Origin of the sequence: Micromonospora rosaria, assembly GCF_001567585.1 — a bacterium.
GTDB classification, from domain to species: Bacteria; Actinomycetota; Actinomycetes; order Mycobacteriales; family Micromonosporaceae; genus Micromonospora; species Micromonospora rosaria.
The window spans coordinates 1-25,001 of the sequence record NZ_LRQV01000105.1 but is presented as its reverse complement, the minus strand read 5'-3'; the positions used below and the strand labels follow the sequence as shown (position 1 = coordinate 25,001).

The following is a 25,001-nucleotide window of genomic DNA, read 5'->3' as shown; positions in this document are numbered from 1 at the left end:
CGGCGTGATGACGTTGATCTCCATGTTGCCGCCGTCCTCGGCCACGTACAGGTCACCGACCCGCTGCCGCAGCGCCGGGCCGGCGGGGAGGGGGACCCGATCGGCAACAGCCAGTCGCCGCCGGCCATCCCGCGCCAGCAGCCCCGCAGCCCGGAGGCCTACGGGTACGCTTCGTCGCCGGTCTCCGGCGTGCCGGTCTCCGGTGTCCCGGTCTCCGGTGTCCCGGTCTCGGGCCAGCCGGTCTCGGGGCAGCCGGTCTCCGGTGTTCCGGTCTCGGGTCAACCGGTCTCGGGTCAGCCGGTCTCCCCGGTGGCCGGTCCGGCCGGCACCGCGACGGGCGACAACCGGTACGCCCCGGAGAACCCGGCCCTGCCGACCCGACCCGGTCCGGTCGGCTCCGGGCCGCCGGTCTGGCCGCCGGTGCCGGGCGCGGACCGGGAGGCGGCCACCCCGCCGGTGCCCGAGCGGCTGGCCGCAGCCCTGGACATGACCACCGAGCTGCCCCGGGTGCCGCGTACCGGCGCCCAGGGCCCGCCGGCCGCCCCGACCCCGGCACCGGTCGTGCCGCCCCGGCAGAGCCGCCCCCCTGCCCAGCAGAACCGCAAGCCGTACGCGGATGAGACGATGGAGCTGCCGATTTTCCGGGAGCTGGAGTCGGCGTGGTTCCGTACCCGCCGTTCCGGCCCCGAGGAGTCGGCCGGTGCCGCCCGACCCGCAGCGGGCAGCACCGACGCGACCCAGCAGTTCGCGGTGGTCGAGGCCAACGGTCGGACCGCTCAGCAGACCGCCGCCCGACCTACAGGTAACGCACCGATGTCTGAATCCCCGACGGCCGCCGGCACGACGGGCGACGACGTACCCCCCGCGAACGGGGGCGCCTTCGCCGGACGTACCGCAGGCCAGCATGGCGGCTGGCGTACCGCCGCCGACGACGGTTGGCGCGCCGCCACGGCGGCCACCGAGGCGCCGATCGCGGGCACCACCCAGACCGGCCTGCCCAAACGGACCCCGATGGCGCAGCTCGTGCCGGGTGCCGTGGAGAAGCCGACCACGTCGGTGCAACGGCGGACACCGGAAGCCGTACGCGGTCTGCTCTCCGCCTACCATCGAGGGGTGCAACGCGGACGGAGCAATCCGTCCGACGGCAACCCCACCAACCCGGAGGCGCCTCCGGGAGGGCAGCAATCCTCGCAGTCTGGCTCAGGCCCAGCGGCCGGGAGCGGGCAGAAGGAGCAACAAGGATGACTACTACGCAGGATCTCGGTTGGCTGCTGGCCAACTTCGCCGATCGGGTGCCCGGTGTCGCGCATGCGGTCGCCGTCTCCGCCGACGGCCTGCTCCTCGCGTCGTCACGAGACCTTCCGCGGGACCGGGCCGACCAGTTGGCCGCGATCGCCTCGGGGCTGGTCAGCCTGACCCAGGGCGCGGCGCGCTGCTTCGAGGGCGGTGCGGTGCTCCAGACAGTGGTCGAGATGGACAACGGCTTCCTGTTCCTGATGTCCATCTCGGACGGCTCGTCCTTCGCCGTGCTGGCCGCCCGTAGCTGTGACGTGGGGCAGGTCGGGTACGAGATGGCACTGCTGGTGGACCGGGTCGGTGACGCCCTGACCCCGCAGCCGCGCGCGGCCGCGGGAATGCTGGGTTGACCCGTGCGCTGACCATCAGGTCGGCACGACAACAACGACAGGCACGACGAGAGCCACCGGGTCCGGCCGGTGCCGGGTGCGAGGGAGGTGAGCGGCGACATGGTCGATCGTGACGAACCGACCGGGGCGTTGGTCCGGCCATACGCTGTGACCCGTGGTCGTACCCGCCCCCGGCTGGACATCGCCCTGGAGGCGCTGGTCGAGACGACGGTGCGGGGCCGGGCCACCGCCGGTGGCAACAGCGGCCAGGGTCGGGAACACCAATACATCGCCGCGCTGTGTGACGGACGCGTGCAGTCGCTCGCCGAGATCGCGGCGCGGATGCAGCTTCCGCTCGGCGTGGCCCGGGTGCTCATCGCCGACATGGCGACGGACGGCCTGGTCGCGGTCCACGAGCCGACCATCCTGGACGACTCGGACGACGCGGTGGGCACTGAACTGCTGGAGAGGGTGCTGAGTGGACTTCGCAGGCTCTGACATGACCCGCCGCCCGCCGACCCCGAGCGGGCGCGTGACCTCGGCGAAGATCGTTATTGCCGGTGGGTTCGGCGTCGGGAAGACGACGCTCGTCGGCTCGGTCTCGGAGATCACGCCGCTGACCACCGAGGCCATCATGACCTCCGCCGGTGTGGGCGTCGGCGACACCCGGCAGGTGCCGGGCAAGATGACGACCACCGTGGCGATGGACTTCGGCCGGATCTCGATCGACCGGGACCTGATCCTGTACCTCTTCGGTACCCCGGGTCAGACGCGGTTCTGGTTCATGTGGGACGAACTCGTCCGCGGCGCGATCGGCGCGGTGGTGCTGGTCGACACCCGTCGGCTGGCCGACTGCTTCGCGGCGATCGACTTCTTCGAGCACCGGCGGCTGCCGTACCTGGTGGCCATCAACTGCTTCGACGGCATGCAGTACCACGACCCGCAGGACGTCCGGGACGCGCTCGCGATCTCCCCGGAGATCCCGGTGGTGGCCTGCGACGCCCGGAACCGGGAGTCGACCAAGCACGTGCTGATCTCGCTGGTCGAGTACGTGCTCACCATGCGTCGCTCGCGCGCCGTCGCACCGGCCTGACCCGGGCCGCGTCACGCCCGGTGCCGGCCGTCGGCTGACACCGGGCGCTGCCCCGTGTCCCGCCGTCGCCCCGCTGTCGCTCCCGCACCGGCCCCGCCTTGTCCGGTCCGAGGTGCTGACCCGGCGGACCACCGGTCGCTCCGCCCCGGGGAGCGGCCCGCTGCGCGTCGAGCGCCCCGCTCAGCGGCCCGCTCCGGCGTCGAAGGCCCCGCCGGGCCCCCGGGGTCAGGACACCCGCGTCCAGTCGCCCCGGCTGACCGTGTAGACGCCCAACGAGTCCCGTTCCATGCCGCCGTGCCGCTCGGGTGAGAAGGCGTACGCCCCGGCGATGCCCTCGGTCACCTGCTGCTCCAGGAACGCCCGGAGCCGACCCCGGTCGGCGCTGCGGGCCAGCCCGGCGGCGTCCGCCACGAGCCGGACCGCGTCCGAGGCGTACGGGGCGAAGCCGCTGAAGGCGCCGTGCTGCTCGATGTACCGGAACACGAAGTCCCGCCGGGCCAGGGCGGCCGTCGTCGTGTTGGTCAGGGTGGACTCGTCCAGGCAGGCCGGGTGCACCACGTACGCGCCCTCCATGGTGGTCACGTTCCGGCTGTCCACCGTCTCCTCGGTGACCGCCGTGGCGTCGAAGAAGAGCGGACCGTCGTACCCGCTGCGGCGCAACTCCCGCGCGGCGGAGGAGGCGTCCGGCGAACCCGCCCAGACCACCACGCCGTCGGGCCGGTCCGCGTCGGCGGTCAGCCGGCGTACGGCGGCGGCGACGTCGAGCCCGGTCGCCGGCAACGCCCCGGTACGGCTCAACCCGACGTCGGCGGCGCGCAGCGCGGCCCGCATCGCCTGCCGGCCGGAGCGGCCGTGCAACCCGTCCGAGGCGAGCAGGGCGACCTGGCGCAGGCCCTGGTCGCGGACCAGTTCGGCGAGCCGCCGGGCGACGTCGTGCGCGTCCGGGGTGAGCTTGTAGACGTACGTCCGCTCGGCGGTGGGCTGGACGATCCCGTCGCCCGAGCCCAGCGAGAGGAACGGGATCCGCTGCTGCTGGGCGGTCTCGGCGAGGGCCGCCGAGGTCTCGGCGAGAGTGCCACCGAGCATCGCGCAGACGTCCTCCCGGGCGGCGAACTCGGCGGCGTGCCGGCCGGCCACCTGGGCGTCGCCGGTGTTGTCCCGCACGTCGACCCGGACGCGGCGGCGGTGGTCGCCGACCCGGACGCCGTCGGCGTCGAGCTGGTCCACGGTGATCCGCAGCGCCCGCTCCTGGAGCACCCCGAGCGCGGCCCCCCGGCCGGTCAGCTCCAGGCTGGCCCCGATGAGCAGCTCCGGCCCGTCCGGCGCGGCGCTGCCCGGGTCGCCCGGCGGCTCCTGGCCGCACGCGCCCAGCAGCAGGCTGCTCGCCCCCAGGGTCAGGACGGAGCGTCGGGTCAGCGCCGCCGACGGGTTGGTTGCTGTCGCCATCGACTGTCGTCCCCCCGCGTCCGGCGGCGCGGGTCGCCACCGGTCCGCCGGTATGCTTCCGGCCGCCCCGAGCCGGCGTCAAATTCTCCGCCTGTGGGAAGGAACACCAGGTCAGGGCCGGTGCGGCAGTCGTTCGCGGTGCCGGTGGGCGGGGCTCAGGAGCGGTACCCGGCGGAGCGGTACTCGTACTCCCGGTCGTCGTCGCGGTCCCCGGTGTCCCGGCTGAAGTCCCAGCCGCCGGCGGCCTCCCGGCCCGGCCGGCCACCCACCGCGAAACCGCCGATCTCCTGCCCGCGACGCCACCCCCGGAAGTAGCCGGTGGTGTTCTCGGCGAGGCTGGCGGCGTTGCGCACGATCCGCAGCGGACGCTCCTCGCGCAGCGGCGAGCCCGGCACCAGGTTGGCCTGCGGCACCCGCTTGGGCAGCCCGGCGGCCGTCTCACCGCCGAGGGCCGGCTGGGCCGCCTGCTCGGCGGCCTGCCACCCGGTGTCGGCGGTGCTGGACCAGTCGAGGTCGGTCTCGTCGGAGTGGCCGACGAACCAGGCCGACTTCGCGGCGGCGAAGATGAGCAGGTCACCGTCGCCCTCGTCGGCGACCGGCGGCGGCCGGTGCTCCACCGGTGGCCGGTGCGCCAGGGGGGCCCGGTGCTCCATCGGGGCGCGCTGCTCCAGCGAGGGACTCCGCTCCAGTGACGGCCGGTGCTCCGCCGCCGGCCGCTGCTCCAGCGGGGGGCGCTGGTCCAGCGGAGACCGGTGTTCCAGCGGGGAGCGCTGCTCCAGCGAAGGACGCTGCTCCAGGGGGGAGCGGTGCTCCAGGGGCGGACGCTGGTCCAGGGAGGGACGTTGCTCCAGGGGCGGACGCTGGTCCAGCGAAGGGCGCTGCTCCAGCGAAGGGCGCTGGTCCAGGGGCGGACGCTGGTCCAGGGGGGAACGGTGGGCGGCCGGTGCCGGCTCGGCGTGTCCCGGGCGGTCCGCCGGTCGACCGGGCCGCTGGGCCGGATCGGCCCGCTCGACCAGGCGCAGCGGTGGCGTCTCCAACGGCTGCGGACCGGTGTTCTCCCGCAGCGCCCGGTCCGCCAGCGGCGGCGGCTCGACGAGCCGCAGCACGGGCGGCTCCTGCGGCAGGTCGTCGGCGAGCCAGGGCGGGGTGATCCGATGCTCGCCGGTGCCGGGGTCGGTGTTCGCGTCGACCGGGCGTCCGTGCCGGTCCGGGTACCCGCTGGGGGCGTCGGCGGCGGCCTCGGCAAGGTCGTCGGTGTTGCTGACCAGGGGCCAGTTCGCCCGCGACCCCGGGGGCCCGGCCAACTCCGGGCCGGGACGCGGGGTGGGCACCGGCACGCTCAGGTCGGTGACGCTGAAGCCACCCGTCGGCGGCCCGGCGTCCCCGCCGGTCTTCGGCCGGGGCGGGATCACGGTGCGCTGCCGCTCGGCCCGCGCGCTCTCGATCGCGGCCGTGGTGAGGGTGGGCCGGAACGGCTCGCCCGCCTCGGCCGGCGGCACCTTGCCGCGTTGCGGCGGGGCGATCGGGGTGATCCCCGGCGGGGGCGGTGGTGGCGCGGAGACCGGCCGGTTGGCCGGCATGTCGACCCGGGTGGGCGCGTCGATCAGCGAGGGTGCGGGCTCGGGCCGCCCCGGGGGCGCGGAGACCGGCGGCCCGGCGGCTGCGGCCGGGACCACCGGTGGGGGGGCCAGCGGCGGCGGCGCGATCGGGGCCGGGGCCACCGGCGGGGGGCCGAGTGGGCGGGGCGGGGTGGGCATCGGGCCACCGGCGACCGGTTCGGGCCGGCTGCGCCGTCCGCCGGTGGGGGCCGGCGGCGCCTCCGCCGGCCGGACCGCCCGCAGACCCGGGGCGGTGCCGCCGGGGACCGCCAGGTCACCGACCTGCTCGCCCCGGTGGGCGGCGGCCCGCCGGCCGGGCGCGGGCGTGGTGACCCGGGCGCTGAGGGCGCTCACCAGCGCGTCGCACCCGGCGTCGCAGGCCCGTACCGAGGCCACCGCCTGCCGGACGGTCTCGGCGACCGCCGAGGTGAGCGCCCGGTTGACGGTGGCCCGCCGGGGCGTCTCGGAGATGGCCACCCGGAGCGCGGTGACCGCCTCGTTGATCTCGGCGGCGTTCGCCACGCCGTCGGCCGCCAGGTGGGCCGCGACGGCGTCGGCGGCCACCGAGACGTCCCGGCCACGCGACATGGTGCCGCCGAGCATGCCCGGCTCCGGCAGCGCGTCCAGCACGGCCAGCGGGACGGTCTCGGCCGGGTCCGGGTACGCCCGCAGCGCGGCCGGGTACAGCTCGCGGAGCACCTCGCGCAGCGCCACCGCGGCGGTGTGCCGGCCACTGGCGAGGGCGGCGTGCGCGGCGAGCACCTGCTTGTAGTTGGCGAGGTCCCGGGGGGCCGGGAGGGTGACCGCCGAGAGGGCACCGGCCTGGAGCGCGCGGGCCAGGCCGATCGCCCGTCGGACGGCCGGCGGGGACTGCATCTCCTCCACCGAGTCGTCGTCGGCGAACCGCTCGGCGAAGTCGTCCACCGAGTCGTCGTCGGCGATCGCGAGTGGACGACCGGCGGCGCTGAGCAGCGAGGTGATCGTGTGGTCGTCGCTGTCGGCGGCGATCGCCGCACCGCTCGGCCCGCCCGACCGCTCCACGAGCAGGGCGACCAACCGGGCATACCCGGCCGGGTCGTCACCGATCTCGCAGACATGCAGCAGACGACCTGCGTCGTCGACCACAGCGGACGTCAGCGCCGAACCGGCCGAAGCCGTTCCGTCGGCAGCTTCCGCCGAGGCCAGACCGCAGTACACGCGCACGAGCGCCACGGCGTCGTCCTCCTCCCGAACACAGGTCGTTCTCTGCCAGTGACTGATGCTCCCCGGTGCGGGTCAGTCGCGCCAGTCCACCACCGCAGAGATCTTCCCGACAATGGTGCGCCAACCCAAACTGGCGGTCTGCGCCCCGATCTTCTTGAGCCGGCGGCGACCCAGGAAGCCGCCGATCCCGCCGTTGACCGAGGAGCGCAGCGCCTCGTCCAGGTCGTCGAGGCTCGATCCGGCCGAGAGCATGTCCAACACCGACGGCAGGCGCAGCGCGTACGCCAGGTCGCGGGCGACCTCGCCGGCCTCGATCAGCAGGGTCGGGTCCCAGGTGTCGTGCCCGCCGCGCAGGTTCTCCACGACCAGGTCGAGCTCGTAGACGTCCTCGTCGAGCGGGGCGACGTCGGCGGGTTCCACCCGTTCGGACAGATCATCCCAGCCGTCCAGTTGGGACATGTCGTGCGGCGCCCCGGAGCGGACGAAGCTGACGAGCGCCTCGGGGGTCTTGAACAGCAGCAGCCGGCCCTTGTGGGTGAGGAAGACCGGCACCTCCTCGTCGCCCGCCGCGTCGTCGGCCTCCTCGGCCTCCGCCGTCCCGGTGTCGCCGTCCTCGCCGTCCTTGTCGGCGTCGTCGGCCTTGCCGTCCGGGTCGGCGCTGGCGTCGTCGGCCTTGTCGGACCCGTCGTCCGTGCCGGCCTTGCCGCTCCTGCCGGTGCCGGACTTGCGGGCCTTCTCGGCCTCCTCGCGCTCGCTCGCGGCGAACTCCTCGGCGACCTCCTCGTCGAGGATGACGACGGTCTCGTCGTCCTCGTCCACCTCGGCGGCCTGCCGGCGGGCGAGGAAGGGGTCGTCCTGGTCCCGTTCGACGACGTCCGTCGGGGTGACGTCCCGGGCCGGGCGGTACGCCCGCAGGGTGAAGCCCGTGCCGGCGGGCAGGGCGATCTCGACCGGGTCGATCCGCGCCTCGTCCCAGAGTGAACGGTCCCGGTCGGCGGCCGACGTCGTGGTGTCGTCGACGTCCTCGACCTCGACGACCTCGTCGGGCTCGGTCGACCCGGTGGCGTCGTCGAGCTCGGGCTCGTCGGCGTCGGGCCGTTGGGGCGACTGGCGGGCCACGCTGACCTCCGATTGCTTCGGGTTGCCCACCCGGCGGCGTCTCCGGCTACCGAGTGACTCTGCGCACATACCCTAGTGGGCGGCTCCGGCACACCGCTGCGCGCACCCCGGTGGCGATTCGTCATCCAGGTAAGTAGTTTGTCTACACATGAGGGCCCAGTCGCTGCACGGACACCTGGACGCGCTGCTGTTGGCGGTGCTCGAACAGGGCGCACTGCACGGGTACGCGATCATCGAGGCGCTGCGCACCCGCAGCGGCGGCAGCCTCGACCTGCCGACGGGGACCATCTACCCGGCGCTGCGCCGCCTGGAACGGGCCGGGTACGTGGAGAGCGCGTGGAGCACGGTCGGCGGCCGGGAACGGCGCACGTACCAGCTCACCGAGGCGGGCCGGCAGGCGCTGGCCGGTGAGCGGGCCGGCTGGCGCGAGTTCAGCGCCACCGTCGGCCGGTTCCTCGGCACCGGGGAGCCCCCCGCCAGCCCGGCCTGACCACACCGGCCCCGACCGTGCCGGTGCCGGACGGGCCGGGACGGTCAGCGGGTGGCGAGCAGCCAGGAGCGGGCCGCCCCGCCGAGCCAGAGCTGGCCGGCACCGATCAGGGCGATACCGACGATCATCGGGGGCCAGGTGAGCAGCCCCTGCCACAGGTCGAGTGACCAGCCCCACAGCGCGACGGTGCTGAGTGTCCCGAGGGCGAGCACGGCGGTCAGGGCGAACCCGGCGGCCCGGCTGACCGCCGGCCGACCGACCCGGCCGTACCGGGCCCCCACGGTGGCCAGCAGCAGCCCCGCCACGGCCAGCCCGAGGGCGGTGCCCCAGAGCCAGTTGAGCGCGCTGGAGAGCAGCCCGTACCCGGCCGGTGCGGCCGTCGCGTCGGCCCAGGGCGCGCCGCGCCAGGTGAGGTCGGCGCCGAGGAACACCGGCACCGCGAAGAGGACCACCCGCAGGGCCAGCCCGCGCAGCGCGCCCGCCGCCAGCTCGGCCTGGTACGCCGGGACCAGTTGGGCCGGGGTGCCGAACTCGGCCACCGCGCGCCGCCCGGCCTCCGCCGCCGGCAGCCCGTCCTCCCGGTACGCCTCGGCGGCGTCGAGCAGCGCGTGCCGGGCCTCGGTGAGCAGGTCGGCCTTGAGCCGGACCGGCCCCCGGAGCTGGGCGGCCAGTTCCCGTACCCGGTCGTCCACGCACGTCTCGTCGTTGCCGCGCATGGGCCCACCCTGTCACGGCGGCCGACCGGGTCGCGTCGGGGAAACCCCCGGGGTCCACCCCGGACCCGGCTCAGGGGGCCAGGGCCAGGTACCCGCGCTCCGCCGCCTCCTGCACCCGCCACTGCTCCCGGTACCAGCCCGGGGAGCGGACCAGCTCGGCGTGGGTACCCCGCTGGACCACCCGGCCGGCGTCGAGCACCACGATCTCGTCCAGCCCGGCCAACCCGTGCAACCGGTGGCTGATCACCAGCACCGAGTGGCCCGCCGGGACGGCGGCCAGGGCGGAGGCGAGCACCGTGTCGGCGGCGGCCGGGTCCAGCCCCTCGGTCGGCTCGTCGAGCACCAGCACGCCCGGGGCGGCGAGCAGCGCGCGGGCCAGGGCCAGCCGCTGCCGCTGGCCGCCGGAGAGCTGCCCGCCCTCCTCGCCGACCACCGTCTCCCAGCCGTCGGGCTGCTCGTGCACCCAGTCCAGCAGGCCGGCCGCACCGGCCGCCCCGGCCAGCTCCGCCGGGTCCGCCCCGGGCCGCCCGAGCAGCAGGTTCTCCCGGACGGTGGCGTGGAAGACGTACGCCTCGGCGAGCAGCCCGCCGACCGCCCGGGGCAGGTCCGCGGCCGGATGGTCGGCGAGGTCCCGGCCGTCGAGGGTGACCCGGCCGGCGGTGGGCCGTACCGCGCCGGTGAGGACGGCGGCCAGGGTGCTCTTGCCGGCGCCGCTCGGCCCGACCACGGCGACCCGCCGGCCGGCGGGCAGGTCCAGGTCGAAGCGGTCCAGCGCGGGGGCCGCCCCGGCCCGGTACCGGACGGTCACCGCCGCGAACCGGACGTCGTGCGGACCCGCCGACACCGTCCGGCCCGGCGCGGCCGGTGGGGTGGTCGGCAGGGGTGGCGGGGCGGCGTCCAGGAGGGTGGCGACCCGGGCCAGCCCGGCCCGGAGCTGACTCCACTGCCGGGCCGCGCCGACCAGGGCCAGCGCGATCTCCACCGCCGCCAGGGTGCCCACCGCGAGCACCCCGACCAGGACGCCGTCCACCCCGGCGCGCAGCGCGACCAGCACGACCGCCCCGGCGGTCAGCCCGGCCACCAGCACCCCGGCCGCGTCGACCGCGAAACCGGCGGCGGCGAGCCGGCGCTCCAGCCGGGCCAGCCGGCCGGCCCGCTGCGTGGCGGCGTCCAGCGCGTACCCGGTGGCGCCGAAGGCGGCCAGGTCGGCCGCGCCGTGGGTGAGGTCGACGGCGTCCGCGGCGAGCGCCCCCCGCAGCGGGGCGACCTCGGCGGCTCCGCGTCTGGTGAGCGCGGTGGCCAGGGCCGGCAACACCACCCCGGCCAGCAGCAGCCCGCCCGCGAGCACCCCGGCGGCGGCCGGGGAGACCAGCGCCGCCCCGCCGACGGCCAACACCCCGACCAGCCCGGCGGCGCAGGCCGGCACCAGCACCCGCAGCAGCAGGTCCTGGACCGTCTCCACGTCGGAGACGAGCCGGCTGAGCGCGTCGCCGGAGCGTTGCCCGGCGGTGTCCCGGCGGGCCGCCAGGCTGGCGAAGACCCGGGCCCGGACGTCGGCGACCAGCCGGAGCACCGCGTCGTGGCCGGCGAGGCGTTCGGTGTAGCGGAACACGCCCCGGCCGATGGCCAGCGCCCGGACCGCGACGATCGCCACGGTGAGCCGGTCCAGCGGCGGCTGGCCGGCCGCGCTCATCAGCAGCCAGGTGGCGGAGGCCATCAGGGCCAGCCCGGCCAGTTCGGTGGCGGTGGCCAGCAACCCGGTGCCGAGCAGCCGGCGCAGGTACGGGCGGGTGAGCCGGAGCACCGTCCGCTCGGCGGCGAGCGGCCCGCCCCGGCCGGGGGCGGCGGGCCGACGGGTGGCAGCGGCGGCGCTCATGCCAGCACCTCGGCGTTCGGGGTGAGTTCGGTGACCCGGCCGTCGACCACCCGCAGGATCCGGTCGGCGTCGGCGAGCAGCGCCGGCCGGTGCGCCACCAGCAGGGCGGTCCGGCCGGCGACGAGCCGGCGGGTGGCGGCCAGCACGGCGGTCTCGCTGGCCGTGTCCAGCCGGGCGGTGGGCTCGTCGAGCAGCACCACCGGCGCGTCCCGCAGGAAGGCGCGGGCCAGCGCGACCCGCTGCCGCTGCCCGCTGGACAGGCCGTGGCCGCGCTCGCCGAGCCGGGTGGTCAGCCCGTCGGGTAGCGCGGCGACCACGTCGTCCAGCGCCGCGTCGCGGATGGCCGGGGCGAGCGCCGCGTCCGGGGTCTCCGGTACGCCGAGCCGGATGTTGTCGGCCAGCGAGGCGGCGAAGAGGTGGGCCCGCTGCGGCACCCAGGCCACCTGCCGGCGCCAGGCGTCCTGGTCGACGCCGGCCAGGTCGACGCCGTCCACGGTGACCCGCCCCTCGGTCGGCGCGACGAAGCCGAGCAGCAGCCCGAGCAGGGTGCTCTTGCCGGCGCCGCTGGGCCCGATGACGGCGATCCGCTCGCCGGGGCGGATGGTCAGCGTCACGTCGCGCAGCGCGGTGGTCCGGGGGTACGCGACGGTCACCCCCTCCAGCCGGATCTCGCCCCGCCCGTCCGGTGCCGGGGCGGGGGCCGGTCGCGCGGTGTCCGGGTCGTCGGTGCTGACCGCGAAGGCGTCGTTGAGCGCGCTCAGCCCCTCCATGCTGGCGTGGAACCGGGCGCCGGCCGTCCGCAGCGGCAGGTACGCCTCCGGGGTGAGCAGCAGCACCAGCAGCGCGGTGGAGAGGGCCAGCCCGCCGTCGAGCAGGCGGATGCCGACCGGCACCGCGACCAGCGCCACCGACAGGGTGGCGACCAGCTCCAGCACCAGCCCGGAGAGGAAGGCGATGCGCAGCGTCTTCATGGTGGCGACCCGGTGCCCGTCGGCCATCCGGTGCACCACGTCGACCTGCGCGCGGGCCCGGCCGAACGCCCGCAGGGTGGGCAGCCCGGCGACCATGTCCAGGAAGTGCCCGCCGAGCCGGGAGAGCCGCCGCCACTGCCGTTCGGTGGCGACCTGCGCCTGCCAGCCGAGCAGCGCGCCGAAGATCGGGATGAGCGGCAGGGTGGCCGCGATGATCAGCGCCGAGCTCCAGTCGGCGACGAGGACCCGCAGCAGCACGGCGGCCGGCACGGTGACGCTGAGCACGAGTTGCGGCAGGTACCCGGTGAAGTAGGCGTCGAGCGCGTCCAGCCCGCGCCCGGTCAGCGTGGCGAGCTGCCCGGCCCGCTGCCCGGCGACCCAGGTGGGACCGTGCCGGCCGACCGCGCCGAGCAGGTCGGCGCGCAGGGTGGCCTTGACCGTGGCGGCCAGCCGCGCGGCCACGGTGCCCTGCGCCCAGGTCAGCGCCGAGCGGGCGGTCACCGCGGCGAGGAAGCCGGCCAGCGCCGGCCGGTCGAGCCGGCCGTCGAATCCGGTCGCCAGCAGCGCGGCCAGCGCGGTCGCCTGCGCGATGATCAGCAGCGCGGCGACCACGCCGAGCACGGCGAGCAGCACGAGGTCGCCCCGGGCCGCGGGGACCCGGCGCAGCAGACGCGGATCGAACGGACGGCGGTTCACCAGTACACCGGTGTCCTGCCGTCGGCCCGTCCTCGGAAAACCCACCAGCACATCGCCTGAAAGCCTAGTAGGGCCGGCACGAGCGGCAGCGCCAGCCAGCCCAGCAGCCGCAGGGTGGGCCCGCTGGCCGCCGCCTCGGCCACGGTCAGCCCGGTCTCCGGGCCGGCGGTGGAGACCAGCGCGTAGGGCCAGGTCGCCGCGCCGACCAGCAGCACCGGCAGGGCCAGCGCGACGCTGGTGGCGACGAAGGCCACCCCGGTCCGCCGCAGCCCCAGCGCCACCCGGGCCGCCAGCAGCGCGGTGACCAGCGCCCCGAGCAGGAGTACGGCGACCAGCGGCTGCTGCACGGCGTCGCGTACCCGGGGGGAGAGCAGCGCCACGACGGTGGCCGCGCCGACCGTGACGAGCGCCACCGGCACCAGCCGGCGGGCCAGCCGCAGCAGCGGCGGGACCTCGGCGGCCGGCAGCCGGAGGGTGAGGAACGTCGCACCGTGCGCGGCCACCAGGGCGAGCAGCGCCAGGCAGACGGCGGCCACGAACGGGGTGAACAGGTGGCCCACCCCGTCGACGTGACCGTCGGCGGTCAGCGGTACCCCCTGGAGCAGCCCGCCCAGCACCGCGCCCCAGCCCAGCGCGGCGAGGGTGCTGCCGGCGACGATCACCCGGTCCCACCCGGCGCGGGCGCGCGGCCCGGCGGGGCGGCTGCGCAGTTGTACGCCGGCGGTCACCACGATCACGCCGACCAGCGCCCCGGTGACCGCCGGGTAGAGGCCGGAGAGGAGTTCCCCCTCCAGGGTGGGGAAGGCGCCGAAGAGGATGCCGACGGCGGCCACCAGCCAGACCTCGTTGCCGAGGAAGAACGGCCCGACCGCGTGCAGCGCGGCCCGTCGCCGTGCGGGGTCGGTGCGGCGGGCCAGCAGCAGCCCCACCCCGTAGTCGTAGCCGCCGAGGACGAGGTAGGTGGCGAAGAAGAGGCCGAGCAGGGCGTACCAGGCGAGCTCCACGGGTCGTCTCCCTCAGGCGAACGCGGGTTCTTCGGTGGCGGGCGGGCGGGTCTGCTGCGGTGGGCGGCCCAGGGCGGGGTCGGCCGCGCCCCGGACGGCGTGCCGGGCGAGCAGCGTCCAGTTGGCGACGGCGAGGGCGCCGAGCAGCAGGGTGAAGGTGACCGACGAGGCGAGCAGCACCCCGGGCCCGACCGGGGAGACCGCCTGCTCGGTCGGCAGCAGCCCGTACGCCACCCAGGGCTGACGGCCGATCTCCCGGGCGATCCAGCCGAGGATGGCGGCGACGAAGGGCAGCGGCAGGGCGCAGATGACCAGCCAGAGCGGGAAGCGCAGCCGGATGATCCGGTCCCGCCAGAGCAGCGGGAGCAGCAGCCAGAACAGGCTGAGCCCCATCCCGATCAGGATCATGAAGCCGAGACCGACGTTGGCGAGCACGGGCGGGGTGTAGTCGCCCGGCCCGAAGCGGGCGGTCCACTCGGCGATCAGCGCCTCGCCGTCGGGCGAGGAGCCGAACTTGGTGGGCTGCACCTGGCTGACCGGGGCGAACTGGGTGAAGCCGAAGCCCTGCACCAGGAGGATCCCCACGGCGGCGGTGACCACCCCGAGCCGCAGCGAGGTCCGGAAGAGGTCGAAGTCGGGGGTACGCCGCAGCAGGTGCCCGGCGCTGACCGCGGCCATCAGCAGGCCGCCGGTGAGCAGCGCCGCCGAGACCACGTGCCCGAGGGCGATGCCGAGGGCCGGGTTGGTGAGCAGGGCGGAGAAGTCGGTGAGGTGGGCGACGCCGTCGCGGACCTCGTACCCGACCGGGTTCTGCAACCAGGCGTTGGCCACCATGATCCAGAACGCCGAGGCGTACGCGGTGAGCGCCACGCCCCAGATCAGGGCCAGGTGGACGCCCCGGCGCAGCCGGTGCCAGCCGAAGATCCACATGCCGAGGAACGTGGACTCCAGGAAGAAGGCGACCAGCGTCTCGATCGCCAGCGGAGCGCCGAAGACGTTGCCCACGTACCGGGACAGGCCGCTCCAGTTCAGCCCGAACTGGAACTCCATCACGATCCCGGTGGCGATGCCGAGCACGTAGTTGATCACGTACAGCGTGCCCCAGAACCGGGTCAGTCGCTCGTACTTCGCCTTGCCGGTCAGGTAGCCGGCGGTCTGGAGGCCGACCAGGAGGGTGACCAGCCCGAGCGTGACGATCACGAAGAGGAAGTGGATCGACGCCGTGGTGGCGAACTGGAGTCGGGCGAGGAGCAGGGTGTCCATGGGCGGCACTCCATAGGTCGGCTCGCTTGTCGTAGCGACTCTACACGTAGCTCGCCTACATATAACTACTACGTCCTGTCGTAATAGATCCTACGACGGGACGTAGTAGTTGAGGCCGTGCGGGGGTGGTCCGATCCGCGCCGGACGGGTCGGCGCGGGTCGGCGCGGGTCGGCGCGGGTCGGTCAGCTCAGGAAGAGGCAGATGGGCAGGGCGGCCAGGTTGGTGGTGACCGCCAGCGCGGTGGCGCCGAGCAGCCGGGGCGGCCGGTCGGCGGCCAGCAGCCGCTGCACCCGCACGTCCAGGTCGCGGTCGCCGATGCCGAGCGTGCCGGCCGGGGTGATCCGGTTGCCGGCCGCCGCGAACCGCCGCAGCGCCCCGGCCAGGGGTGCCTCCGCGTGCAGCTCCCGGGCCTTGTCGTCGGCGCGCATCTCGACCAGCAGGGCGACCCGGTCGTGCGCCTCGCGCACCCAGCGCAGCCAGGGCAGCGCCCGGCAGAGCGCGGTGAACGGTAGCAGCACCAGGTCGTGCCGCTCCTGGGCGTGGGCCCGCTCGTGGGTGAGCACGGCCTCCAGCTCGGCGCGGTTGAGCAGGTCCAGGGTGCCCGCGCTGACCACCACCCGGGGTCGCATCCCGGGCAGGCAGTACGCCGCCGCGCCGGGATGGTCCAGCACCAGCGCGCCGGGCACGGCCGGGTCGTTCCGGGCGACCAGGGTGAGCAGGTCCCGGTGCCGACGCTGGGCGCGGACCGTCGCGTGGACGCTGCGCACGGTCGTGGTCAGCAGCACCGCGCCGATGCCGAACCCGACCCCGACCAGGGACAGGTGCACCGCCCCCACCCCGGCGGGCAGCTCACCGTGGAGCAGGTCGGTGACGAGGGCGACCAGCGCGCTGCCCGTCGGCCGGTCGTACGCGGCCAGCCCCGCCGCGATCGGCAGCCCCATCGCGGAGAGCCCGAGCGCCAGGCCGACCCCCTGCCAGCAGAGGATCGCCACTCGGGGAGCGCGCCAGGTCCAGGTGGAGCGGGACAGCACCTGGGCGGTCAGCCAGCAGACCAGCACCGCGGCGCCGAAGTGCGCGGCGTACACCACGGTCGCCGCCCTACCGGTCCGTCGCCCCGTCGGCCCCGGCCGGCCCGGTGGCCGGCTGGGCGGCGGGGGCGGTCGTCGGCGCGGTCAGCCCGGCCTCGGCACCGAGCGCGGCCCGCAGCACGTCGGCCTCGGTGCCGGTCACCGACCGGGCGAACCGGACCAGCGCCGCGTCCCGGCTGCCGCCGAGGTCGAGCGCGTCGAGCATGAGCTGGGCGATGTGCGCCTCGCGGCTGGCGGCGGCCCGGTACCGCCAGGCACGCCCCTCCCGCTCCCGCTGCACCATGCCCTTGCCGGCGAGCCGGTCCAGCACGGTCATCACCGTCGTGTACGCCAACTCCCGGCCGTCCAGCGCCTCGGCGACCTCCCGCACGGTCACCCCGCCCGACGTGGCCGGGACCGTGTCCCACAGCACGTCCATCACCGCACGTTCGAGATCACCGAGTCGAGTCACCCCCCAATCCTACCCCCCGTAGTAGTAGGCGCAGCGCCCCGCCCGCTGCCCCCACCGACCCGCCGTCCGCCCGTCTGTCCGCCCGGCGCGTGAGCGTCGTGTGCGGCGGGGTCATGTCCTACGCAGCCTGTCGAACTGCCCCACGAACGGGGCACCGTGCCGCCGGTGCCGCGTCCGGTCCGGCCGCCGCCGCTGTCGAACTGCCCCCACGAACGGGGCAACCCCGGACCCCGCCCGGTGCCGGAACGGCCCCACCGGCGACGGTCGCCCCGTACCTGCGGCCCGGCCCGCTCCGACGGGGCGGCCCGGCGGCCGTGGTGACCGGCGGCCGTGGCGTGGGGCGGCCCGGGACAGCGCCGGCCGATGGGGCGGCGTCGGGTGATCCTCCGGGTCGGTGTGGTCCTTCGGCTGCCGGGGCGGAGTCGGATGGTTCTCCGGGTCGGGGGGGTCCTCCGGGCTTGCTGGGCGGCGTCGAGTGGTCCTCCAGGCCGGGATGGTCCTTCGGGTCGGGGGTGCTCCTACAGGACGGGGTAATCGCGCAGGTCGGGGTGGTGGTCCCACGGACGGGGCAGCTCGAAAGGCCCGAGCAGACACCATCCTCCACCCGGAGGCCGCCCGGGTGGACCCGCCACGACCGGCCCCACGATCCACCGGCCCCACGATCCACCCGGCCACGACCGGGGCGTGCACCCGGGCGTCCCCCGATGCCGGAGTCGAGCCCGGTCAGACGCCCTTGGGGTGCCAGACCGTCTTGGTCTCCAGCAGCGCGGTCATCCGGCCGACGCCCGGGTCGGCGGTCCAATCGTGGTCGGCCGGGACCGGGCGGAGCACCCGCTTCAGGTTCTCCGCCGCCCTGACCTCCAGGTCGGCCGCCAGGTCGGCGTCGGTCACGCCGGCCAGGTCGATCGCGTTGACGTCCAGGTGCGCGGCCAGCGTCGGCACGGTCTCGCCGATCCGGCCGGTGAGGAGGTTGACCACCCCGCCGGGCAGGTCGGAGGTGGCCAGCACCTCGGCCAGGGTCACCGCCGCCAGCGGCGCCGCCGGGGAGGCCGCCACCACGACGGTGTTGCCGGTGACGATCGCCGGGGCGATCACGCTGACCAGGCCGAGCAGCGCCGGGGCCTCGGGGGCCACCACGGCCACCACCCCGGTCGGCTCGGGCGCGGAGAGGTTGAAGTAGGGCCCGGCGACCGGGTTCGCGCCGCCGTACACCTGGGGGAGCTTGTCGGACCAGCCGGCGTACCAGACCCAGCGGTCGGTGGCGGCGTCGACCTCGTCGCCGGGCACGCCGAGCGCGACGAACTGCTCGCGGCGGCCCTCCAGCATCTCGGCGACCCGGTAGAGGATCTGCCCCCGGTTGTACGCGGTCGCCCCGGACCATCCCTTGACGGCCGCGCGGGCGGCGACCACGGCGTCCCGGGCGTCCTTGCGCGAGGCCAACGACACGTTCGCGGATTGCACCAGATACGACCGTCCCGACTCGCTGCGCGGGAACTTCCCGCCGATGAAGAGCTTGTACGTCTTGCGTACCGCGACCCGCTCAGACATTCAGGTACGCCTCCAGCCCGTGCCGGCCGCCCTCACGGCCGTAGCCCGACTCCTTGTACCCGCCGAACGGCGAGGTCGGGTCGAACTTGTTGAACGTGTTGGCCCAGACCACCCCGGCGCGCAGCCGGTCGGCCAGCCAGAGGATCCGGGAACCCTTGTCGGTCCAGATCCCGGCCGACAGCCCGTACGGCGTGTTGTTGGCCTTCTCCACGGCCTCGGCCGGGGTGCGGAAGGTCAGCACGGACAGCACCGGGCCGAAGATCTCCTCGCGGGCGATCCGGTGTGCCTGGGTGACCCCGGTGAAGATCGTCGGGGCGAACCAGAAGCCGCGCTCGGGCAGCTCGCACGGCGGCGACCAGCGCTGCGCCCCCTCGGCCGCACCGACGTCGGACAGCTCGCGGATCCGGGCGAGCTGGGCGGCCGAGTTGATCGCCCCGACGTCGGTGTTCTTGTCCAGCGGGTCGCCGACGCGTAGCTGGGCCATCCGCCGCTTCAGCGACGCCAGCACCTGCTCGGCGACGGACTCCTGGACCAGCAGCCGGGAGCCGGCGCAGCAGACGTGCCCCTGGTTGAAGAAGATGCCGTTGACGATCCCCTCGACCGCCTGGTCGATCGGGGCGTCGTCGAAGACGATGTTGGCCGCCTTGCCGCCCAGCTCCAGGGTGAGCTTCTTGCGGGTGCCGGCGACCGACCGGGCGATGGCCTTGCCGACCTCGGTGGAACCGGTGAAGGCGACTTTGTCCACGCCCGGGTGCTCGACCAGTGCCCGACCGGTCTCGCCCGCCCCGGTGACGATGTTGACCACGCCGGCCGGCAGGTCGGCCTGCTGGCAGATCTCGGCGAAGAGCAGCGCGGTCAGCGGGGTGGTCTCGGCCGGCTTGAGCACCACCGTGTTGCCGGCGGCGAGCGCCGGGGCGATCTTCCAGGCCAGCATCAGCAGCGGGAAGTTCCACGGGATGACCTGCGCCGCCACGCCCAGCGGTTGCGGGTCGGCACCGAAGCCGGCGTGGGGCAGCTTGTCGGCCCAGCCGGCGTAGTAGAAGAAGTGCGCGGCGACCAGCGGCAGGTCGACGTCGCGGGACTCCTTGATCGGCTTGCCGTTGTCGAGGGACTCCAGCACCGCCAGCTCGCGGGAGCGCTCCTGGATGATCCGGGCGATCCGGTACAGGTACTTGGCCCGGTCCCGGCCCGGCATCGGACCCCAGACCTTCTGGTACGCCGTCCGGGCGGCCTCGACCGCCCGTTCGACGTCCTGCGGACCGGCCTCGGCGACCTCGGCGAGCACCTCCTCGGTGGCCGGGTTGACGGACGTGAAGCTGCCGCCGTCGGCCGGGTCGACGAACGACCCGTTCACGAACAGGCCGTAGGACGGCTTGAGGTCCACCACCGAGCGCGACTCGGGGGCGGGGGCGTATTCGAAGATCACGCTCAGTCCAGGGTGAAGTAGTCGGGACCGGAGTAGGTGCCGGTCGTCAGCTTGGTGCGCTGCATCAGCAGGTCGTTGAGCAGGCTGGAGGCGCCGAACCGGAACCAGTCCGGGTCGAGCCAGTCCGCGCCGACGGTCTCGTTGACCATGACCAGGTACTTGATCGCGTCCTTGGTGGTCTTGATGCCGCCGGCCGGCTTCACGCCGACCTGCCGCCCGGTGGCGGCCCGGAAGTCGCGCACCGCCTCCAGCATCACCAGGGTCACCGGCAGCGTCGCGGCGACCGGGACCTTGCCGGTGGAGGTCTTGATGAAGTCGCCGCCGGCCAGCATCGCCAGCCAGGAGGCGCGACGCACGTTGTCGTAGGTGACCAGCTCCCCGGTCTCCAGGATGACCTTGAGGTGGGCCGCCCCGCACGCCTCCTTGGTGGCCACGATCTCGTCGTAGACCTCCTGGTAGCGGCCGGCCAGGAAGGCGCCCCGGTTGATCACCATGTCGATCTCGTCGGCCCCGGCCGCCACGGCGGCCCGGGTGTCGGCGAGCTTGATCTCCAGCGGTGCCTGACCGGACGGGAAGGCGGTCGCCACGCTGGCCAGGTGCACCGGCGAGCCGCGCAGCACCTCGGCCACGTACGGCACCATCGCGGGGTAGACGCAGACCGCGCCGACGTGCGGGCAGGACGGGTCGGCCGGGTCGGGGCGCAGGGCCTTGGCGGCGAGCGCCCGCACCTTGCCCGGGGTGTCCGCCCCCTCCAGGGTGGTCAGGTCGACCATCCGGATCGCCAGGTCGATCGCCTGGGCCTTGGCGGTGGTCTTGATCGAGCGGGTGCCGAGCTGTGCCGCCCGCTGGTCCGCGCCGATCTGGTCCACGCCGGGCAGGCCGTGCAGGAAGGTCCGCAGCGCGGTCTCGGATCGTCCCAGCTCGGCCAGGTCCGACCGGGCCGACGTCGTTGTCGCCGTCATGGCGCGAAGTCTACGCATCCACCGCAGAAGTGATCTTGAACGACCGCTGTCGACGTCGGCGACGCCACACCCCGTGGTAGTGAGCGACGTCGCCGGTGCCGCCGCAGGCGCGGTGCCGTACCGGGCGGACCGGTAGGTTGAGCGATCGTGGACGTACACGTCATTGACCATCCGCTCGCCCAGTCGCGGCTGACCGCCATGCGGGACGCGCGTACCGATTCCGCCACCTTCCGGGCGGCGCTGCACGAACTCACCACCATGCTGGTGTACGAGGCCGCCCGGTCCTTCCCGGTGGAGACGTACCCGATCCAGACCCCGGTCACTGACGCCGAGGGCACCCGGCTGGCGAACCCGCCGCTGCTGGTGCCGGGGCTGCGGGCCGGGCTGGGCATGGCCGACGCCGCGCTCGGGCTGCTGCCCGAGTCGTCGATGGGCTTCGTCGGCCTGGCCCGCGACGAGGAGACGTACGAGCCGCGCGCCTACATGGAGTCGCTGCCCCGGGACCTCAGCGGCCTGCCGGTGCTGGTCCTCGACCCGATGCTGGCCACCGGCGGCTCCCTGGAGCACTGCTGCCGGCTGCTGGCCGACCGGGGCTGCACCGACATCACCGTGCTCTGCGTGCTGGCCGCGCCCCCCGGCATCGACCGCCTGGCCCGGTCCGGCCTGCCGCTGCGCCTCGTCACCGCCTCCGTCGACGCCGAGCTCAACGACCGGAAGTTCATCGTCCCCGGCCTCGGCGACGCCGGTGACCGCCAGTTCGGCGGGATGCCCCGCTTCTGAGCCTGCGCGTACTCGCGTCGGACGTCGCCGATTCGCTGGGCGAGTCCATTCCGGTCGGATGCGGGGACCGGCTAGCGTCTCGGGCCATGACTGGTGTTGCGCTCGCCGAAGAGTTGCTCCTGCTCGCCTACGACGACGAAACCGGCCGGGCGACCATGCCGAGGATCAGCCTGGACCTGGGCATGGCCGCCGCGGTCCTGGTGGAACTGGCCCTGGCCGGCCGGATCGCGTACGCCGACGGCAACCTGGCGGTGACCGACCCCACGCCGACCGGTGAGCCGATCGTCGACGGGGTGCTCGACCGGATGGCCGCCGAGGCCCCGCACTCGCCCGCCTCCTGGGTGCAGCGGCTGCGGCACGGGCTCCGCGACCGGATCCTCGGCGACCTGGTCGGCCGGGGTGTGGTCCGCGACGTCGAGGAGACCGAGCTGGGGTTCATCGTGGTCCACCGGTACCCGATGGTCGACCCGACGGTGGAGCAGGACACCCGGCGGCGGCTGGCCGAGGCGCTGACCGGCGGACCGGCTCCCGACGAGCGGACCGCCGCCCTCGCCACCCTGGTCGCGGCGGTCCGGATGGAGCCCGCCCTCGGGCTCGACGGCGACGACGCCCGGGGCGTCGAGAAGCGGCTGGCGGAGATCGCCGGCGGGGCCGGGTTCTCCGGCACCGTCAGCACGGAGGACTCGGTGGTCCGCCCGTCGGTGTCGCTGGTGGTCCTCGCCCTCGGCCAGGCGGTCGACGCCGCCCTCGGCCCTCGCCGCTGACCCCCGCCCCGCCGCCTGCGCGGGGTTAGGAAGGGGCCCTTCCTCTACCGAAAGCGTTAAGAGGGGGCCCCTCCTTACATCCCCAGGGCGGTGGCGGTCTCGGCGCGCAGGGCGCGCAGCGCGGCGGTGGCCCGGTCCCGGGCCGCCGGCACGTCGCCGTCCGCGACCGGCACCACCACCTCCAGGTACGCCTTGAGCTTCGGCTCGGTGCCGGAGGGTCGGATCACCACCCGGGCGGTGTCGGTACGCAGGATCACCACGTCCGCCTCGGGCAGCAGGTCCTGTGCCGAGGTGACCGGCGAGCCGAGCAGGTCGGTGGGGGTGGCGGCACGGATCCGGGCCATCGCGTCGGCGATCTCCCGCAGGTCGGTCACCCGGACGGAGAGCTGGTCGGTCTGGTGCACGCCGAACTCGGCGGCCAGCTCGTCCAGCCGGTCGAGCAGCGTACGGCCGGTGGCGCGCAGGTCGGCGGCGAGTTCGGCGACGGTCAGCGCGGCGGTGACGCCGTCCTTGTCCCGGACGTGGTCGGGGGCGACGCAGTAGCCGAGCGCCTCCTCGTACCCGAAGACCAGCGGCGCGCTGCCGCCACCGGCCCGGACGATCCACTTGAACCCGGTCAGCGTCTCGCCGTACGGCAGGTCCCGGGCCGCGCACATCGCCCGCAGCAGCGACGACGAGACGATCGTGGTGGCGTAGAGGCCGCGGACGCCCCGGCGCATCAGGTGGTCGGCGAGGAGCACGCCGACCTCGTCCCCGCGCAGCATCCGCCAGCCGTCGGCCCCGCCGGGGGTGGCCCGGACCGCCACCGCGCACCGGTCGGCGTCGGGGTCGTTGGCGAGGGCGACGTCCGCGCCGATGGTCTCGGCGAGCGCCACCAACCGGTCGACCGCCCCCGGCTCCTCCGGGTTGGGGAAGGCGACGGTGGGGAAGTCCGGGTCGGGTTCGGCCTGGTCGGGCACGATGCCGGGGACGCCGAAGCCGGCGCGGGCGAAGGCGGCGGTGAGCACGGCGGCACCCACCCCGTGCAGCGGGGTGTACGCCACGGCCAGGTCCCGGGGGCCCTCCGCGGCGATCACGGCGGCGGCCCGCTCCACGTAGGAGGCCACCACCTCGTCGCCGAGCACCTGACCGGGCGGACCGAGCGGCACGTCGACGAGCGGGCCGACCGCCCGGATGGCCGCCTCGATCCCGGCGTCGGCCGGCGGCACGATCTGCGCCCCCGCACCGAGGTCGCCGCCCAGCTCCGCCCCGAGGTACACCTTGTACCCGTTGTCCTGCGGCGGGTTGTGGCTGGCGGTCACCATCACCCCGGCCACCGCGCCGAGCTGCCGCACCGCGTAGGCGAGCACCGGGGTGGGCAGGGGGCGGGGGAGCAGCAGCGCCGGCCGGCCCGCCCCGGTGGCCACCTGGGCGGTGCGGACGGCGAACTCCCGCGAGCCGCGCCGGGCGTCGTACCCGATCACCAGCGGCCCGGTCCCACCCTGCGCGGCGAGCCAGCCGACCAGACCGGCGGCGGCCTGGGTGACCACGGCGAGGTTCATCCCGTTCGGGCCGGCCCGCAGCGGGCCGCGCAGCCCGGCGGTGCCGAAGGTCAGCGGCCCGGCGAACCGGTCGGCCAGCTCGTCCGTGCTGGCCGGCAACCGGTCGAGGACGTCCCGTAGCTCCTCCCGGCTGGCCGGGTCGGGGTCGTCGTCGAGCCAGCGTCGGGCCCGCGTACGGAGGTCGTCGATGTCAGTGGTCTCGGCCGCCATCCCATGTTGATAGCACGACGGCGGGCCGCCGCCGGCCCGCCCCCGAGGGGGTGGCTGGCGACGGCCCGCCGTCGCGTCCCGGCTCGTCCGGCGCTGACCCGCCGGCCGGGGTACGGCTCAGCCGGCCCCGGTGAGCTGGAACGACTTCACCATCTCGTCGAAGATCGGCTTGCTCTCCTCGAACCGGTCGTGGGTGGCGGTGAGGTAGAAGGAGTACGCCTTCCCGTCGTGCACCACCCCGCGCCACAGGCCGTGCCGGCGCTTGTCGCCGTCACCGCAGGTGTACTCGAACTCCGCCGCCGCCTTCCCGGCCAGCTCGGTCTCCTCCATGGCGAGCTGGTTGTACGGCCTGGCGCAGGTGCCGCCCCGGTTGCGCAGCCCGTCCGAGGCGACCTCGGCCCAGCGCATCGAGGTGGTCCCGAAGTTCTCCACGATGATCCGCACCCGGCGGCCGGAGTCGTCCGGGTCGGTGTAGTCCACGAAGCTGCCGCCGGTGCCGCGCTTCCAGTCCTTCGGCACGTTCACCCGGACCCCCCGGGCGGAGTGCTCGCGCAGCTCCAAACCGGATTCGGCGGGTTCGGCGGTGGCGCTCGGCCCGGCCTGCGGGACGACCGGCGGCTCGTCGTCGCCACCGGTCAGCGCCACCGCGCCGATCAGCAGCAGCACGGCCAGCCCGCCGGCCGCCGCGAGCTGGACCTTGCGCGGCCAGCCCTTGATGGTGCTGACCAGCCGTCCGCCCGTCGTCTGCGCCGGACCCGACGTGCCGCCGGTGCCGGCCGCCGGGGCGGTGGCCCAGGGCTGCCCGGTGCCCGGCACCGACCACTGGTTCCCGCCGCCGTAGGTGCCGCCGGCCCGCTGGCCGCCGCCCGGGGTCGCCCACGGCACCGCCTGGGTGGCGTCCGCCGCCCCGGCGCCGAACGGCTGGGTGGCCTCGGCCGGCCGGGCCCCGAAGGCCTGGGTGGCCTCCGCCGGGCGGGCGCCGAAGGGTGGGGCCGCGTCGGCGGGCCGGGCGCCGAAGGGCTGGGTCGCCTCGGCCGGGCGGGCGCCGAAGGGCTGGGTGGCCTCGGCGGGCCGGCTGCCGTACGTGCCGCCCTGCGGGGCCTCCGTGGGGCGGGGCCCGAACGGGACCG

21 protein-coding genes and 1 pseudogene are annotated in these 25,001 nt (G+C 75.3%); 7 read left to right on the top strand and 15 right to left on the bottom strand.

Features of this window, described 5'->3' with window-relative positions; genetic code table 11:
* The 4 genes and pseudogenes from AWW66_RS34570 to AWW66_RS23365 form a co-directional block, all read left to right on the top strand.
* Positions 1-1,245 (top strand): annotated as a pseudogene (locus AWW66_RS34570) (ATPase); the annotation flags it as partial.
* Complete coding sequence (locus AWW66_RS23375; RefSeq protein WP_067370442.1) at positions 1,242-1,646, top strand: roadblock/LC7 domain-containing protein; 405 nt, start codon at positions 1,242-1,244, stop codon at positions 1,644-1,646. The pseudogene AWW66_RS34570 and the gene AWW66_RS23375, both read left to right, overlap by 4 nt.
* Positions 1,647-1,745: 99 nt before the next feature.
* Positions 1,746-2,123: a DUF742 domain-containing protein gene (locus tag AWW66_RS23370; RefSeq protein WP_067370435.1), complete on the top strand. Its 378-nt coding sequence runs from the start codon at positions 1,746-1,748 to the stop codon at positions 2,121-2,123.
* 1 nt (position 2,124) lies between these two features.
* Positions 2,125-2,718 carry a GTP-binding protein gene (locus AWW66_RS23365; RefSeq protein WP_067370432.1) on the top strand — a complete coding sequence of 198 codons (594 nt, stop codon included), beginning with the start codon at positions 2,125-2,127 and terminating at the stop codon, positions 2,716-2,718.
* 225 nt (positions 2,719-2,943) lie between these two features.
* Here AWW66_RS23365 and AWW66_RS23360 read toward each other — a convergent pair whose 3' ends face one another.
* The 3 genes from AWW66_RS23360 to AWW66_RS23350 all read right to left on the bottom strand — a co-directional run bounded on the left by AWW66_RS23360 (position 2,944) and on the right by AWW66_RS23350 (position 8,114).
* Positions 2,944-4,164: an ABC transporter substrate-binding protein gene (locus AWW66_RS23360; RefSeq protein ID WP_067370430.1), complete on the bottom strand. Its 1,221-nt coding sequence runs from the start codon at positions 4,162-4,164 to the stop codon at positions 2,944-2,946.
* A gap of 155 nt (positions 4,165-4,319) precedes the next feature.
* Positions 4,320-6,974, bottom strand: a complete 2,655-nt coding sequence (locus tag AWW66_RS23355) for a transposase (protein ID WP_211272076.1) — start codon at positions 6,972-6,974, stop codon at positions 4,320-4,322.
* A gap of 63 nt (positions 6,975-7,037) precedes the next feature.
* Positions 7,038-8,114, bottom strand: a complete 1,077-nt coding sequence (locus tag AWW66_RS23350; protein WP_067370427.1) for a DNA primase — start codon at positions 8,112-8,114, stop codon at positions 7,038-7,040.
* Between the two features lie 118 nt (positions 8,115-8,232).
* Here AWW66_RS23350 and AWW66_RS23345 point away from each other — a divergent pair, with 118 nt between their 5' ends.
* Positions 8,233-8,574, top strand: a complete 342-nt coding sequence (locus AWW66_RS23345; RefSeq protein WP_067370424.1) for a PadR family transcriptional regulator — start codon at positions 8,233-8,235, stop codon at positions 8,572-8,574.
* Between the two features lie 44 nt (positions 8,575-8,618).
* On the opposite strand, the gene AWW66_RS23340 is transcribed toward AWW66_RS23345, so the two are convergent.
* The 10 genes from AWW66_RS23340 to deoC form a co-directional block, all read right to left on the bottom strand.
* Positions 8,619-9,290, bottom strand: coding sequence for a permease prefix domain 1-containing protein (locus tag AWW66_RS23340; protein ID WP_067370421.1), 672 nt, complete (start codon positions 9,288-9,290; stop codon positions 8,619-8,621).
* Between the two features lie 70 nt (positions 9,291-9,360).
* Positions 9,361-11,166 carry a thiol reductant ABC exporter subunit CydC gene (gene cydC / locus AWW66_RS23335; protein WP_067370418.1) on the bottom strand — a complete coding sequence of 602 codons (1,806 nt, stop codon included), beginning with the start codon at positions 11,164-11,166 and terminating at the stop codon, positions 9,361-9,363.
* A complete protein-coding gene (gene cydD, locus AWW66_RS23330) occupies positions 11,163-12,833 on the bottom strand; it encodes a thiol reductant ABC exporter subunit CydD (RefSeq protein ID WP_067370415.1) in 1,671 nt (556 codons plus the stop codon). Before cydD ends, cydC begins: the two co-directional genes overlap by 4 nt.
* The gene (locus AWW66_RS23325; RefSeq protein ID WP_067370413.1) at positions 12,830-13,837 is read right to left on the bottom strand and encodes a cytochrome d ubiquinol oxidase subunit II; all 1,008 of its coding nucleotides are present in this window, start codon (positions 13,835-13,837) and stop codon (positions 12,830-12,832) included. The genes cydD and AWW66_RS23325 overlap by 4 nt, the downstream gene beginning before the upstream one ends.
* A 12-nt stretch (positions 13,838-13,849) precedes the next feature.
* Entirely contained in the window at positions 13,850-15,100 is a 1,251-nt protein-coding gene (locus AWW66_RS23320) for a cytochrome ubiquinol oxidase subunit I (protein WP_067370410.1), read from the bottom strand.
* Between the two features lie 183 nt (positions 15,101-15,283).
* A complete protein-coding gene (locus tag AWW66_RS23315) occupies positions 15,284-16,189 on the bottom strand; it encodes a M56 family metallopeptidase (RefSeq protein ID WP_067370407.1) in 906 nt (301 codons plus the stop codon).
* A 10-nt stretch (positions 16,190-16,199) separates the two neighbouring features.
* A complete protein-coding gene (locus AWW66_RS23310) occupies positions 16,200-16,640 on the bottom strand; it encodes a BlaI/MecI/CopY family transcriptional regulator (RefSeq protein WP_067370404.1) in 441 nt (146 codons plus the stop codon).
* 723 nt (positions 16,641-17,363) lie between these two features.
* On the bottom strand, positions 17,364-18,188 hold the full coding sequence (locus AWW66_RS23305) for an aldehyde dehydrogenase family protein (RefSeq protein ID WP_067370401.1): 825 nt from the start codon (positions 18,186-18,188) through the stop codon (positions 17,364-17,366).
* Positions 18,181-19,611, bottom strand: coding sequence for an aldehyde dehydrogenase family protein (locus AWW66_RS23300; RefSeq protein WP_067370445.1), 1,431 nt, complete (start codon positions 19,609-19,611; stop codon positions 18,181-18,183). Before AWW66_RS23300 ends, AWW66_RS23305 begins: the two co-directional genes overlap by 8 nt.
* Before the next feature lie 5 nt (positions 19,612-19,616).
* A complete protein-coding gene (gene deoC / locus AWW66_RS23295) occupies positions 19,617-20,576 on the bottom strand; it encodes a deoxyribose-phosphate aldolase (RefSeq protein ID WP_067370398.1) in 960 nt (319 codons plus the stop codon).
* A 147-nt stretch (positions 20,577-20,723) separates the two neighbouring features.
* Between deoC and upp the strand changes: the two genes are divergently transcribed.
* Together upp and AWW66_RS23285 are read left to right on the top strand one after the other, a co-directional pair.
* Complete coding sequence (gene upp / locus AWW66_RS23290; protein WP_067370395.1) at positions 20,724-21,356, top strand: uracil phosphoribosyltransferase; 633 nt, start codon at positions 20,724-20,726, stop codon at positions 21,354-21,356.
* An 86-nt stretch (positions 21,357-21,442) separates the two neighbouring features.
* Entirely contained in the window at positions 21,443-22,120 is a 678-nt protein-coding gene (locus AWW66_RS23285; RefSeq protein ID WP_067370392.1) for a GOLPH3/VPS74 family protein, read from the top strand.
* A gap of 74 nt (positions 22,121-22,194) precedes the next feature.
* Here AWW66_RS23285 and AWW66_RS23280 read toward each other — a convergent pair whose 3' ends face one another.
* A complete protein-coding gene (locus tag AWW66_RS23280; protein WP_067370390.1) occupies positions 22,195-23,871 on the bottom strand; it encodes a phospho-sugar mutase in 1,677 nt (558 codons plus the stop codon).
* A gap of 117 nt (positions 23,872-23,988) precedes the next feature.
* Positions 23,989-25,001: PsbP-related protein (locus AWW66_RS23275; RefSeq protein WP_281179622.1), on the bottom strand; the 1,013-nt coding region annotated here is incomplete at its 5' end.